Genomic DNA, 12,442 nt, shown 5'->3' with positions numbered 1-12,442 from the left:
GTCATGATTAACCTAAAGAAAAACATCAACCTAATATTGACAGCTTCGCTCTTGATGATTTTAATGGCTTGTGAAGAGACAGTAACTATTGATACCAATGAACTTGATGAACGCGTTGTGATTGAAGGTTTGATTACCAATCAACAGAACCACTATGTGAAATTAACACGGACACGTTCGTTCTATGCTACAGGTCCGGCTGATGCAATAGAGAATGCACTTGTGAGTGTTTCCGACAATAATGGAAATACTTTTCAGTTTGTTCATAACCCAACGGATGATCCGACCCAAAACGGTTTTTACTATCCAATGAATAGTTTTCAGGGGCAAATTGGGAGTGTCTATTCCCTGGATGTTCAAGTGGATGGGCAGCAGTACAATGCGCAGGAAGAATTGCTACCTGTAACGGCTATTGATTCATTAACAATCATTGTGAATGAAGAGGAATTTGAGGACCCTGAAGAGGAGGGTAGATTTTATGAAGTCTTGTTTTACGCATCAGAGCCACAAGACAGAAAAGACCAGTATTTGTTTAAATTCTATAGGAATGGCGAGATAGTGAAGGATTCTCACACTGATATCTATTTCTCTGATGATATACTTCTTGGTGAAAAGATTGATGACCTAGAAATAGCAGGTTATTATGCTGAAGGAGAGGAGGTAATGGTTGAAATGTACAGTCTAACTCAGGAAGCCTTTATTTTCTATTCTGACCTTTTTAACCTACTCAATAACGATGGAGGTATGTTTAGTCCACCACCTGCCAACCCAAGAACCAACTTGAGCAACGGAGCGCTAGGGTACTTTCAGGTGAGCGCATTGGACAGTGAGTCCATTACGATTGTACCTCCAGGAAGTTAAGCGTTGAACTTAGTTGATGGTGATTAAGTAGTAGTTCTTCTTTCCTTTTTGAGCCAAAAAGTATTTGTCTTGAAGCAAAGTCAATTCTGGCTTTGCATTCATGTCTTCTATTTTGGCTTTATTGATAGAAACACCACCTCCTTGGAGCATTCTTCTTGCTTCTCCTTTTGAAGAGAAGATAACTCCTTGAGTGACTTCCGAAAGCAAGTCAATATAGTTAGCGGCATTGCTAAGGTCACTTGGACTAACGGTCACTTGTGGAACCCCTTCGAAAACCGAAAGTAAGGTGCTTTCATCCAACGATGCCAAGTCTTCCGTGGTAGACTTGCCAAATAGAATACCAGAGGCTTTAATGGCCATTTGAAGGTCTTCTTCAGAATGAATGCGTCTTGTGACATCTTCTGCTAAAGCTTTCTGTAAAGTACGCATATGAGGAGCTTCGGCATGTGTTGCTTCCAAAGCTTCGATTTTCTCTTTGTCTAATAATGTAAAGATGCGAATGAAGCTACTTGCATCCTCATCTGAAGTGTTCAGCCAGTATTGATAAAATTTGTAGGGAGAGGTCCTTTCTTTATCTAACCAAATGTTTCCCCCTTCGGATTTACCAAACTTAGAACCATCTGCTTTTTTGATCAAAGGAGCTGTTAAAGCAAAGGCTTCGCCTTGGGCTTTTCGTCTAATCAACTCGGTTCCAGTAACGATATTACCCCATTGATCAGAACCACCCATCTGAATCTTGCAATTGTTGTTTTGATAAAGGTGGTAGAAATCGTAACCCTGAACCAATTGGTAAGTGAATTCAGTAAAAGACATACCACTCTCTAAGCGATTCTTAACCGAGTCCTTAGACATCATGTAGTTTACGGTAATGTGCTTTCCTACATCACGAATAAACTCGAGAAAACCCATATCCTTAAACCAATCGTAGTTGTTTACGATCTCAGCAGAATTATCTCCGCAATCGAAATCAAGAAACTTTTCTAATTGGGCCTTTTGACCTGCCAGGTTGTGATTAAGCACATCTTCTGCCAATAATTGGCGCTCAGCTGATTTCCCTGATGGATCGCCCACCATCCCCGTGGCACCACCAACAAGCGCTACTGGCTTATGACCTGCTCGCTGCAGATGCACTAAAAGCATAACTGGGACAAGGTTACCGATATGTAAAGAATCCGCTGTTGGGTCAAACCCAATATAGCCAGCGGTCATTTCTTTAGAAAGTTGCTCTTCTGTGCCAGGCATCATGTCGTGGATCATTCCACGCCATCTCAATTCTTCAACCAGTGGATTACTCATTAGGGAACTAGATTTGGAGGGCAAATATAGAATATGAAAGGGGAGAGGAAAAGGAAAAAGCCCGGTTCTACCAGGCTACTCCTCCGTAATTGTCCTTACGATCTTCATCTTCTTGAGAAGTGGTAGTCGTAAATGTAACTTTTTGTGTCGATCGAGACGGTGAACTAGTGTTCAACTCTGGCAACTCTACCTCATCACCCACGTTAACTTTTCCATTCATCTCGGCTCCATTCTCTACAGAAATACGCTTTGAATAGATTTTGCCGTAGATTTTGGCTGTTTTTGAGATATGAAGCAAACCATTAGCCAAAACGTCTCCGTTTACATAACCATCGATGGTAATGTCAGTGCCACTGAGGTTACCGCCAATTTCACCGTGACTACCAATAATGATTTTCTCACTTGAGATTAAATCACCTGTTACAAAGCCATCCACACGAATGCTGTGTTCAGATTTCATGTTACCCGAAATCACAGAGCCATTTCTAACCTGCGTAATGTAGGTAGAAGGATTGATTGCCGCTGATTCTTTCTTACTCATTAGTAATCAGATGGACCAGGTGAATTTGAAGTCACGCCATTTTCGTCAAAAACAGAAAGGATAGTGGTGGCATTACCAATATCCAATCCAACCGCATTGCTTTTTACACCACCATTCAATTGGGCAGAGTTAATGCAGTAGCCTCGGCTTGCAAGGGTTTGTGGTTCGTTTGCTACTTGGAGGTCAAGTACATCCTGGAATTCCTTTTTGAAGCAGTCAACTAGGATAGGGTACATTGCACCACCCCCGGCTAAGAACATCTCGTGTGAGATAGTAAAGTCATTATCGTTGAAGGCTTTTCTCATTGCAGGAGAGATTACGTCTTCATAGTATTGCTTTAATACTTTGTCTCTAATCTCCTTAATATCAATACGTTTTCTGTTTAAGAAAATAACTCCCTTTTGGAAAGCAGCATCAATTTGATGCTCTGTTTTCAATTCCAGATAGTATGTTTTAGCTAATTCTTTTTCCAGCAAGTTCACAGCATAACGTAGGCCATAAGTCGAGAGTGATGTTCTCTGAACAATACCACCTTCAGTACTCAAAAGGCCCTCTAGTGTTCCATAACCAAGTGACATTACAAAGAAGTTGCCAGTGGCTTGTTGAAGGCCTTTACGCAATGCAATGGCACAGCTAATAACCTCTGGGATTACCTGAACATTGTCAATTTCTACCTGGACGTTTTTTCTAGTACCGCCTCCATAAGTAGCTGCATCATATTCGATTACATGCTGAGCATTTATGAGGTTGCTCGCCATTTCTTTATAAAGTTGAAATGTAGAGAAAGGAAAGCCGGTAGAAAGGGTCAAAGGATTACCAAGCTTCTGGTTGGCAATCAGCATACCAGACTTCAATAGGAGGTGGTAATCAAGCTCGTCAGGTGCGCTATTGATATTTCTGTGAGGAGAAACTCCTTCTGTTAGCGCGAGGTTACCAACCACGTAACCATCGCCATTATGATATAGTTTAAGACCGTTAATAAGGTCTGGAGAAACGTTTCTTAAGTCTGTATTATTTCCCTCGAAAACACTAGGGAATGTATATGTCTTGAACATGTTTTGAGTTTTGTTCTAGTGAAATAGCCAACTAAATGATCGGCAATATTACGATTAAAAGAATATTGACGGATCATTTCCATTAAAAAAATCCGGTTGAAGTTCCGAAATACTTTCGATATATAAAATTGTAAATGGCTTATTGATTGATCACCAAAGCCAATCGTTTATTATTCGCACTGACTGCCATCCGAGTAATCCCTTTGGCACCAGTTTCCCCTAAATCCATTACTTCTACCCACTCTTGGTTACGTTTAGGGTTGTAAGACAATAGTTTAGAACCGACACTGGTAATATAAGTGCCTTCTTGAGTAATGGCCCAATCTCTTGAGCTCTCTGGCTTTTTGATGATGGGAATCGTTTCTTTGTTGACACTATTTAAACGGTAAATCATTACTTCTCCGTTTTCTTCTCTTCGCTCGAAAGTGAAATCTGGGCTGTCTGGAACTACCTTAATTGTTCTTCCTATGTTGCTTGTAATGATTTTATCATCCACTTCATTTGGATTGGCCATAACAAGGCTTGCCGGTTGGCCTAGGACAAACATTAGAATTTCATCCTTGTTCCATGCAAAGTACCCCACAGGAGCAATCTTTTCGAAAATCACCCGTGGTGACTCTTTTCCTTCCATGGGAAACATCCAGAGCCTTTGAGTTCCATCTTCTTCAACCCGGACGGTAGCAAAGCTATTGTAGCGCTCCATTGGAAAAGGGGAGTACTCGCTTGTCTTAGTATTTGTTAGGTTGGTTACTTTGTTATCATATAGATCCATAATCATAATATCGTTCTGTCCATTCTCATGAGCTGAGTAAACGATATAGTCATTATTGAAAAAAGCAGGCTGGTTGTCATAACCTTTCCGGTTTGTGATGTTCTTACCCTTAGAGAGGCTTACTTTTCCTTTCTTCTCCTTAAGGTCAAAAAGGAAAATGTCGGTATCTGGTGGAGCTGCCTGAGCCAAGGCAAAACATGTGGTCAGTACGAGGGCAATGAGCGAGAATATGGTCTTCATAAGTTGGTCTTGTTGTCTTCACAAGATAAATAAATGTCTGAAAACGGAATCAACCCATTGTATGAGTGGTCAATAAAATTATGAAAGTATAAGTTCACAATTTATGCTCTATCTATCTGATTAATAAATGTATATATGTCAATCGGACTGTTGTGCTCATTTTATGAGCACAGTAATTTGATAGAACTTAACAGCACTTTTAGATAAAACTTTGTTATATAGATTGAGTTAACACACACTATACAAAATGGAATTACACACAGGCACCTGGCTGGATGCTTTTCGTGAACTCCAAGATCCTTTGGCTGATCGAGTGATTGCGAAGTACTTTCCAGCACACAAAGACTTACTCCAATCTCACCTAGCTTCTCTAGGTCATAATGAAGATGCCTTACCTGAGGGAGCATTTGATGAACTCCATGCACTTTATTTAAACATCACTTCTACAGCAAGTAAGTTTGATGAGGAAGAGCTGTTGAAGGGGCAGGATTTTTTTAATGTATATGCTTCAGATATTATGCTACTGTTGGGTTTCCTTAGCTTACCCTATTGCTATACTGCGGCTTATGGAGCCGAGGTGCTCGTGAAGTCAAAACGTATTCTAGATGATCCAGCTAGGCGTTTGATGGATACTGCAGGGTTTGTTTTCGATGTGACAAATAAGAAAGCCTTTAAACCAGAAGGGAACGCCTTAATCAGCATTCTAAACGTAAGACTGTTACATTCAGTTACACGATGGTACATTAGTCAATCCGGTGACTGGAATGATTCGGAGAAAGGTAAGCCAATCAATCAAGAGGATATGGCAGGCACTAACCTGTCTTTTTCGCTGATTGCCATTAGAGGCTTACGCAAATTAGGCAGGTTTATAGAACCTCGTTTGGCCTATGACTATATCAACTATTGGAATAAAATTGGATTACTATTGGGTTTAGACCCAAGACTGCTTCCAGATTCCAATAAAGACGCATTCCAGCTGGAAAAGGACATTCGAACTAGACATTTCAGGACCTCTGAGGCAGGAGTATTGCTTACAGACTCTTTGTATAGGTATTACGAAAAAGCTGTGATTGACTCTCCATTGGAGGGTTTAACAAAACCATTTATGATTCACTTGTTAGGAGACAAGGTGGCGAGGCAACTTGGTTTGGAGGTGAGCAACTATGATAGGCTTGTTTTTAAGCCTTATCAATTGTTTCTGAATTTCAGGAATTACTTTTTTGACACGCAAGATTCTTATGCGAAGGCATATGCACGCTTTAAAGAAAACAGTTTAGACGAGACATAACCTTTAAATGCCTAAATGCTGTTTGATTCGTTTTTTTCTTATCAGGTTATGGTCTAGCAATTGAAATGTTACAAGCAATGCTGCCAGTGCAAATACAGGCATAAACATGCCAATAGAGACAAAAGACTCCGATTTTCCGAATGATGAAATCACCTGCAAAGTCATAAAACTGAAGAATAAAACTCCAGTAATTGCTAGCGCGAACATTATAGTATCTTTTCGCGCCTCTTTCTTATGCTTGGCCTTTAACTTGTCCATTACTGTACTAGAGAAACTTGGATGAATTGTGATCTCTTTTTCTTTCTCTAATTGCTCAAATAACAGCTCGTATAGTTCTTCATCCTGCTTGTCTCGTGAAGCATCAAAATCTATTTGCTCTCGAATTCCTTTATGTTGTTTCATAACAATTCCTCCTTTTGCATGTATTTAGATAGCTCTTCCTTAAGCAGCTTTCTGGCTCTGAATAAGTAGTTTTTTACCGTGCCCTCTGGCATTCCAGTTATTTCAACAATCTCAGGATAGCTCATCTCTTCAATGTGATATAAGTACAACACATTTCGATAGTGGGCAGGTAGTTTATCAATGTTCTTCTGAACAAATTGGGATACGCTACTTGCCTCCAGTATGTCCGCGGGAGTAGTCTTTTCCTTGAAGAACTGTTCTTCATTGGCTTCCTCTAATGATTTATAAGTCATTTTACTGGTTTTTTTGAGCACATTGATCGTATGCCTATAAGCAATCGTGCCTATCCATGTGGATAGTTTACTGTCGAACCGAAAGCCAGGTAACTTTTCATATACCTTCATGAAAACATCCTGCGCCAACTCTTCGACCATTACTTCCTCCCTGGTCAACTTGTGGATCATGTGGAAAACCAGCTTTTCATACTTGCGAATTAGAAATTCGAAGGCCTGTTGGTTTCCGCCTAATACGCTTTTTACAAGCGACTGATCATCCATATGAAACGTTAGACAATTTTGATTGTCGAGATGTTGCACTACAGTCTTAAGACTGTAAAAGAATAAGTTCGATATTTTTTTTCTTAAACTGCAACATTGAAAAGCACATCGCTGTCTGATTGGGCAAATGGAATTTAAAAACTCGAAACAATGGAAGGATTTGATATAGTACTCACCGTCTTCATCACATTTGCCTTTACTGGATTTACCACAATAGGTGTGATCAAAGGTATTACTAGTTATAGATTAAGAAGAAAGATGATTGAGGCCGGTTTGATCAATGAAGAGGCAATGGAACTGTTAAAGGATGGGGCTAAAGACAATTATTATAGTTCTTTGAAATGGGGACTCATCCTGTTCTTCAGTGGAATAGGTCTGGTCATCATAAACACGATGGATCTCTATTATGACTCTACGGCTGCTTATGGCATTGTGATTACGGCCGCTTCGTTAGGCTTTTTGATTTACTTCATGTTTATGAAAAAGGAAATAGGCAAGGATGCATAAAATCTCGAATTGAAGATAAGAGGCCGAAGATTGATTTCTTCGGCCTTTTCTTTTACAACCATTTTTGAATGTGTACTGTCAAAGAGATATAAATTAACAAGAAGAACCATGAAACGACTCTCTTTGGCATTCCTAACCATACTTGCAATTTCCATTTCCTCATGTGAAAAAGACGTAGTTCCAAATTGTATTGAAGTGAGGGTAGTTGCTGAAGTTTGTGGCAATGCTGTGCTTCAAGTCGTTGGTAATGATACTGGTCTTTCATTGGAAACATGGACCGACCATGATGGAGTTGTTTACGAAAATACCTTCGGTACATTTCTCGACCCATGTCAACAAAACTACCCAGAAGACACTAGTCAGCCATTTTTTGTAACTATTGCTGATTCCAGAGAGAATACTAACTGTATTGTTTGCTTGGCACTCTTGGCTAACATGCCGGATCAGAATTATAACGTGAAAGTTGTTGTGGGTTGCCGTACTAGTCAAATAGACTAGGAGAGTCTTTGTATTACAGGATTAAAAGCCTTGGAGGCTACAAGCACTGTATCGCCAACTTTGAGTGATGATACCTCTTGTTTTTCTGAGGCTACCTTCACAAGCTCTTTACCAACCATTACCGAGATTATTGTGACTACACCTTCGACTTTGAGGTCTACTACTTGGCCGGTAAATTGAAATTTCCCACTGAGCGAACGACCACTTAGTAGTTCTGTGGGCTTCCCTTGATTTATAATACAACCATTTTCCATGATCAATAAGTCATCTGCTAGCCTCAAAACTTCTGCATTATCATGACTGACCATGATGGTTGTAAGATTAAATGCCTTGTGAAGCTCTAGGATATGGGACTGAAGCTTAGCTCTTATCTCATTGTCCAGTGCGGAAAGTGGCTCGTCCAGCAATAGGAGCTTGGGCTTCTGCACTAATGCTCTTGCTAGTGCCACTCTTTGTTGCTGTCCGCCAGAAAGGATATTAGGCTTCAAGGCTTTTAAATCGCCTAGTTCCATGATGTCAACCAAGTCATCAATGACCTTTGGGTTATCACCTTTAAGCAAGGCAAATGCAAGGTTTTCATATACGGTCATATTGGGAAAAAGCGCATAGTCTTGAAAGACGTAACCAATACCACGCTTTTGAATAGGTAGATCAACCTTTGTGTCGCTCGAAAACCATGTGTTTTCATTCACCTCAATATGGCCTTTTTCTGGCTTCATTAAGCCCGCAATCATTCTTAAAAGAGATGTTTTACCAGCACCCGATTTACCTTGGATGGCTGTAAAATTTCCATCTGGGATGTTCAGATCAACATCGAGGTGCATAAGACCTTGATTGGCATGAAGTTTCTTATGTAGTTTCAGCCTTATCATTTCCAGAAACTTTTAATTCCAGTGCGGTTGAACGAATAGACGGTGAGCAGGATAAAAAATGTTATGCCAAGCAAAAGGAGTGAATAGTTATTGGCAAGCCCATAATTAAGAGACTCTACTTCATCATAAATGGCAATGGAAGCCACCTTGGTTTGCCCAGGTATATTACCTCCAATCATCAATACTACCCCAAACTCGCCCATAGTATGTGCAAAAGATAAAACAATACCTGTTAGTAGCGCAGGTTTGATATTGGGCAATAATACCCTTATCAGGGTTTGAAATTTCGATTTACCCAACACATATGAGGCTTCAGTAAGAGAATGAGGAAGGTTAGTCAAACCAGACTGAATAGGGTGAACCATAAACGGGAGGCTATAGATGATAGAGGCAAAGACTAATCCCTCAAAGGAGAATATCAGTCGTAATCCAAGCCATTGGTCTAGCCATTCTCCAAATGCATTGTTCGGGCTGAACGCAACCAATAGGTAGAAGCCCAAAACAGTAGGAGGTAAGACTAATGGCATACTGATCAGCGCCTCTAAGGCAGGTTTAAACTTAACCTTAGTGTTTGCAAGCCAATTGGCCAAAGGAACAGCAATCAGAACCAACAAAATGGTAGTAACAGTAGCCAACTTGAGGGTCAATATGATCGGTGCCCAATCCATCACTCAGAAAGCATTATTTCATTGGTCTTTATCAAGGCTGTAACTGGCATTCCCTGAATTAGGTTCATAGCGTTGGCGGCCTTTGTAGTAATAATCGAAGAGACCTCAGTTGTTCCAATTTGAATCACCACCTTGGTCAGCAATTCGGACACTTCAATACCTTTAATGAGTCCTAAAAGCTGATTTTGCATACTGATGTTGTGCTTTTCCTCGGTACCGATTGCTACTTCAGTTTCTTTGAATATGGCTTTGACTGTATTTCCAACCTTTAAAAGAGGGAGCGTTTCTGGGGTGTCAATAACAATTGTGGTAAGCTTATTGGGTCCCGCTTCTATACTGACCAACGACAAGCTGCCAGAAGTTTGAATTGCTGATATTTTACCTTGGATGGAATTCAATAGATCGAAATTGAGCTAAATCTAATGGTCTTTAGGGAATTATCTGAATGACTCTATTCAACTTATCCAGTCAAACAGGTATTTCTCATCGTGATCAATGTTGAATTTTTCTAGAAAGTCTAAGTATTCTTCCTTGAACCTCACTTTTCTGTGATGCTCTTTTTGGTTCAATACATACTTAATAACAGAAGGGGTTTGGCCTTCACTGTAGGTGAAAGCACCATACCCTTCTTGCCATTGGAATCTTTTTTTGAGGAGTTTGGTCTCATTGATCCACTTAGAGGAATTCGATTTAATAGTTCTTACCAAGTCCGATACCGACTGCATAGGGTTCAACCCAACAAGGATGTGACAATGGTCTGGCATAATGTAGATTGCCATCATCTTATGTTTACGATTTGAGACAATACCAGTGATATATTTTTGAATATCAACACGTATGTTTTCACCAATCAGGCTTTCCCGATGTTTAACTGCGAATACGAGCTGAACGTAAAGTTGTGTATATGTATTGGGCATAGTCTCGCTCCTCTGGAGCTTTTGCTAATTAATTTAATCATAGCTAAGGACATATGACCTCTCCGAGGTCTGATATGTGTGGATTGCTTGGCTGATCGTGCCATTTTGGTAATAAATATTTGTGCAGAGCTTATCTAATCCAAAAAGAAAATGAATCCTTTGGAGTTGTATGTTCAAAAGAGCCCGCTAAGAGCTAATTCTATGGAATCAAAATTGGATGAATAATAATGCACCTATTCAGTACTCTTCTGTGTGGCTTTTACTAGTGAGGTAGTGACATTATTTGGTGTCTATGAAATTTAAACTCTTGATATGAGCATGACTCCATAGGAGTCATATGTTGAAAGATTGTTAGTATTAGAAAAACTCAACTCCGTAGGAGTGAAACTAATATGTAGGTTCATAACCATGGGCACTCAATATCTCTTGACCTCTGGCCGAAAGAACAAAATCAAAGAAGGCCTTTGCTTGATCATACATTTCCGGTCTGGCATTAAGTATTACCATCTGCTGTGCGATCGGGGTATATGTATTTACCGGGACATCGATCCAAGAGCCTTTATCATTGAAGGCTTCTGACTTAATACTTGACATGGAAGTCAGTCCAACTTTCGCAGCTCCGCTGAGAAGGAATTGATTGACTTGGGAGATGCTTTCGCCAAATACTACTTGATCTTTTATCTCTTCCCAATCTCCATTTGACTTCAGGTTCTCTAAGGCAGCCACACCGTAAGGAGCCGTTTTTGGATTTGCAATTGCAATTTTTATCCCTCCTAAGGCGATTTTTGTAAGGCCCTCCATTGAATTTAGATCCATTGATGTCCAGATCACTAGTTTTCCAAAAGCGTAGGTCTTTGGTCTTCCAGAAACTAAGCCTTTGTCAACTAGGGTTTCTGGGAATTTACTATCTGCTGAAAGAAATAGATCATATGGAGCTCCAGCAATGATTTGATTGGTAAGCTTACCAGAAGAGCCTAGAATTATTTCTATGTCAGCGCCTTCCAATGCCTCAAATGCCCTTTCCAATTCCACAATTGCAAACTGCATATTGGCAGAGGTAGCTACCATAACTTTCTTAACTTCTGTTTTATCACAAGAAGTCGTGAATGTCAAAGCAGATATCACAATTAGTGTCTTAAAAAAAAGTGCAGGTAAGCGATTTACCATCTTGTCATGTTCCATTGATCTTGGTCAGCTGCATTAGCTGCACCAAATCCGTCAATATCAGGGAAAAGGGTGCTTTTCCGAATATTATATACATTGCTCAGAATCTCAGAACATTCGACTTTTAATTTGGGAGAAATTGGGATAAAGGAATTCACATCACCTTCATAAAAAGTCATTAAACTACCAGCTTTGTGTTCTCCTATTTTACTGTATATAAATTGGGCATTTTGAGCAGAGATCCTGGATGTAGTTGATGGAGAATCCCAAAGTGATGGGTTGGTGTATTTATCACAAGCACTGATGATTTCTTCATAAGTAAGATTATGTACTTGCTTTTCGCCACCTCCAATATACCTAGTGTTAAGGCCAATTAGTAGTCCCATATCATCAGGGAGTGATGAAACACAAAACCAGAGGGCTGTCAAAGCGCTGCATGAGAAGTCAATTAGTCGAGTAGCGGCACCATGATGTTGTAATTTGGCTAGTAATTCGAAATCGCTTAGATCTCTTCCTTCATGGTATCGGTAGCCTTGATGGGTGGCATAATCGAGTAATCTTGTCTCATAATTTCTGATTTCATCGTTTACATCCTGTCCTGGCCTTAAATCTCTTTGCACTCTTCGGTAAGCACCACTGTCTAGCCTCCAATTCACATTCGATTGTCCTCTCCAGTACCGTACTCTCAAGGTTTCTGAGCCACTTTTTCTATGAAGATCTTTTCTCAGCATGAGTTGGGTCAATTCAATAAAATCTTCAGGCATGTCTAATTCTCCGTAGAGATTACTCGCATACTTTTTCATA

At 40.0% G+C, this 12,442-nt stretch carries 16 protein-coding genes; 4 read left to right on the top strand and 12 right to left on the bottom strand.

Annotation, left to right across the window (positions count from 1 at the left end; translation table 11 throughout):
* Positions 1-3 precede the first annotated feature (3 nt).
* Positions 4-861: a DUF4249 domain-containing protein gene (locus tag J4E76_RS03420; RefSeq protein WP_208501266.1), complete on the top strand. Its 858-nt coding sequence runs from the start codon at positions 4-6 to the stop codon at positions 859-861.
* A 9-nt stretch (positions 862-870) separates the two neighbouring features.
* Here J4E76_RS03420 and tyrS read toward each other — a convergent pair whose 3' ends face one another.
* The 4 genes from tyrS to J4E76_RS03400 all read right to left on the bottom strand — a co-directional run bounded on the left by tyrS (position 871) and on the right by J4E76_RS03400 (position 4,765).
* Positions 871-2,157 (bottom strand): tyrosine--tRNA ligase, encoded by a 1,287-nt coding sequence (tyrS, locus tag J4E76_RS03415; RefSeq protein WP_208501265.1) that lies wholly within the window; start codon positions 2,155-2,157, stop codon positions 871-873.
* Positions 2,158-2,224: 67 nt separating this feature from the next.
* Entirely contained in the window at positions 2,225-2,698 is a 474-nt protein-coding gene (locus J4E76_RS03410) for a polymer-forming cytoskeletal protein (RefSeq protein ID WP_208501264.1), read from the bottom strand.
* Positions 2,698-3,753 carry a ParM/StbA family protein gene (locus tag J4E76_RS03405; protein ID WP_208501263.1) on the bottom strand — a complete coding sequence of 352 codons (1,056 nt, stop codon included), beginning with the start codon at positions 3,751-3,753 and terminating at the stop codon, positions 2,698-2,700. The genes J4E76_RS03410 and J4E76_RS03405 overlap by 1 nt, the downstream gene beginning before the upstream one ends.
* 139 nt (positions 3,754-3,892) lie before the next feature.
* A complete protein-coding gene (locus J4E76_RS03400; RefSeq protein WP_208501262.1) occupies positions 3,893-4,765 on the bottom strand; it encodes a hypothetical protein in 873 nt (290 codons plus the stop codon).
* A 247-nt stretch (positions 4,766-5,012) separates the two neighbouring features.
* Between J4E76_RS03400 and J4E76_RS03395 the strand changes: the two genes are divergently transcribed.
* A complete protein-coding gene (locus J4E76_RS03395; protein ID WP_208501260.1) occupies positions 5,013-6,053 on the top strand; it encodes an oxygenase MpaB family protein in 1,041 nt (346 codons plus the stop codon).
* Positions 6,054-6,056: 3 nt separating this feature from the next.
* Here J4E76_RS03395 and J4E76_RS03390 read toward each other — a convergent pair whose 3' ends face one another.
* Positions 6,057-6,455: a hypothetical protein gene (locus J4E76_RS03390; protein WP_208501258.1), complete on the bottom strand. Its 399-nt coding sequence runs from the start codon at positions 6,453-6,455 to the stop codon at positions 6,057-6,059.
* Positions 6,452-7,012, bottom strand: coding sequence for an RNA polymerase sigma factor (locus tag J4E76_RS03385; RefSeq protein WP_208501256.1), 561 nt, complete (start codon positions 7,010-7,012; stop codon positions 6,452-6,454). Before J4E76_RS03385 ends, J4E76_RS03390 begins: the two co-directional genes overlap by 4 nt.
* 150 nt (positions 7,013-7,162) lie before the next feature.
* Between J4E76_RS03385 and J4E76_RS03380 the strand changes: the two genes are divergently transcribed.
* Together J4E76_RS03380 and J4E76_RS03375 are read left to right on the top strand one after the other, a co-directional pair.
* On the top strand, positions 7,163-7,519 hold the full coding sequence (locus tag J4E76_RS03380) for a DUF6249 domain-containing protein (protein WP_208501255.1): 357 nt from the start codon (positions 7,163-7,165) through the stop codon (positions 7,517-7,519).
* Between the two features lie 108 nt (positions 7,520-7,627).
* Positions 7,628-8,017 carry a hypothetical protein gene (locus J4E76_RS03375; protein ID WP_208501254.1) on the top strand — a complete coding sequence of 130 codons (390 nt, stop codon included), beginning with the start codon at positions 7,628-7,630 and terminating at the stop codon, positions 8,015-8,017.
* On the opposite strand, the gene J4E76_RS03370 is transcribed toward J4E76_RS03375, so the two are convergent.
* The 6 genes from J4E76_RS03370 to J4E76_RS03345 form a co-directional block, all read right to left on the bottom strand.
* Positions 8,014-8,889 carry a sulfate/molybdate ABC transporter ATP-binding protein gene (locus J4E76_RS03370; protein WP_208501253.1) on the bottom strand — a complete coding sequence of 292 codons (876 nt, stop codon included), beginning with the start codon at positions 8,887-8,889 and terminating at the stop codon, positions 8,014-8,016. The genes J4E76_RS03375 and J4E76_RS03370 overlap by 4 nt on opposite strands.
* A complete protein-coding gene (gene modB, locus J4E76_RS03365; RefSeq protein WP_208501252.1) occupies positions 8,886-9,557 on the bottom strand; it encodes a molybdate ABC transporter permease subunit in 672 nt (223 codons plus the stop codon). The genes J4E76_RS03370 and modB overlap by 4 nt, the downstream gene beginning before the upstream one ends.
* On the bottom strand, positions 9,557-9,955 hold the full coding sequence (locus tag J4E76_RS03360; protein ID WP_208501250.1) for a molybdopterin-binding protein: 399 nt from the start codon (positions 9,953-9,955) through the stop codon (positions 9,557-9,559). The genes modB and J4E76_RS03360 overlap by 1 nt, the downstream gene beginning before the upstream one ends.
* A gap of 57 nt (positions 9,956-10,012) precedes the next feature.
* Positions 10,013-10,474 (bottom strand): IS200/IS605 family transposase, encoded by a 462-nt coding sequence (gene tnpA / locus J4E76_RS03355; RefSeq protein ID WP_208501249.1) that lies wholly within the window; start codon positions 10,472-10,474, stop codon positions 10,013-10,015.
* Positions 10,475-10,861: 387 nt separating this feature from the next.
* Positions 10,862-11,656 (bottom strand): molybdate ABC transporter substrate-binding protein, encoded by a 795-nt coding sequence (modA, locus tag J4E76_RS03350; RefSeq protein WP_208501248.1) that lies wholly within the window; start codon positions 11,654-11,656, stop codon positions 10,862-10,864.
* The gene (locus tag J4E76_RS03345; protein ID WP_208501247.1) at positions 11,635-12,441 is read right to left on the bottom strand and encodes an FRG domain-containing protein; all 807 of its coding nucleotides are present in this window, start codon (positions 12,439-12,441) and stop codon (positions 11,635-11,637) included. Before J4E76_RS03345 ends, modA begins: the two co-directional genes overlap by 22 nt.
* Between the last annotated feature and the right edge of the window lies 1 nt (position 12,442).

The sequence above is a fragment of the Roseivirga sp. E12 genome (genome assembly GCF_017592825.1).
In the GTDB taxonomy this organism is placed as follows: Bacteria; Bacteroidota; Bacteroidia; order Cytophagales; family Cyclobacteriaceae; genus Roseivirga.
This window is presented reverse-complemented; position numbering and strand designations above follow the sequence as displayed.

Coding starts and splice junctions, on each gene's coding strand:
- J4E76_RS03395 (WP_208501260.1), top strand. CDS start 5,013: ATGGAATTACACACAGGCACCTGGCTGGATGCTTTTCGTGAACTCCAA.
- J4E76_RS03420 (WP_208501266.1), top strand. CDS start 4: ATGATTAACCTAAAGAAAAACATCAACCTAATATTGACAGCTTCGCTC.
- tnpA (WP_208501249.1), bottom strand. CDS start 10,474: ATGCCCAATACATATACACAACTTTACGTTCAGCTCGTATTCGCAGTT.
- J4E76_RS03380 (WP_208501255.1), top strand. CDS start 7,163: ATGGAAGGATTTGATATAGTACTCACCGTCTTCATCACATTTGCCTTT.
- J4E76_RS03410 (WP_208501264.1), bottom strand. CDS start 2,698: ATGAGTAAGAAAGAATCAGCGGCAATCAATCCTTCTACCTACATTACG.
- tyrS (WP_208501265.1), bottom strand. CDS start 2,157: ATGAGTAATCCACTGGTTGAAGAATTGAGATGGCGTGGAATGATCCAC.
- J4E76_RS03390 (WP_208501258.1), bottom strand. CDS start 6,455: ATGAAACAACATAAAGGAATTCGAGAGCAAATAGATTTTGATGCTTCA.
- modB (WP_208501252.1), bottom strand. CDS start 9,557: ATGGATTGGGCACCGATCATATTGACCCTCAAGTTGGCTACTGTTACT.
- J4E76_RS03405 (WP_208501263.1), bottom strand. CDS start 3,753: ATGTTCAAGACATATACATTCCCTAGTGTTTTCGAGGGAAATAATACA.
- J4E76_RS03370 (WP_208501253.1), bottom strand. CDS start 8,889: ATGATAAGGCTGAAACTACATAAGAAACTTCATGCCAATCAAGGTCTT.
- J4E76_RS03375 (WP_208501254.1), top strand. CDS start 7,628: ATGAAACGACTCTCTTTGGCATTCCTAACCATACTTGCAATTTCCATT.
- J4E76_RS03400 (WP_208501262.1), bottom strand. CDS start 4,765: ATGAAGACCATATTCTCGCTCATTGCCCTCGTACTGACCACATGTTTT.
- modA (WP_208501248.1), bottom strand. CDS start 11,656: ATGGAACATGACAAGATGGTAAATCGCTTACCTGCACTTTTTTTTAAG.
- J4E76_RS03345 (WP_208501247.1), bottom strand. CDS start 12,441: ATGAAAAAGTATGCGAGTAATCTCTACGGAGAATTAGACATGCCTGAA.
- J4E76_RS03385 (WP_208501256.1), bottom strand. CDS start 7,012: ATGGATGATCAGTCGCTTGTAAAAAGCGTATTAGGCGGAAACCAACAG.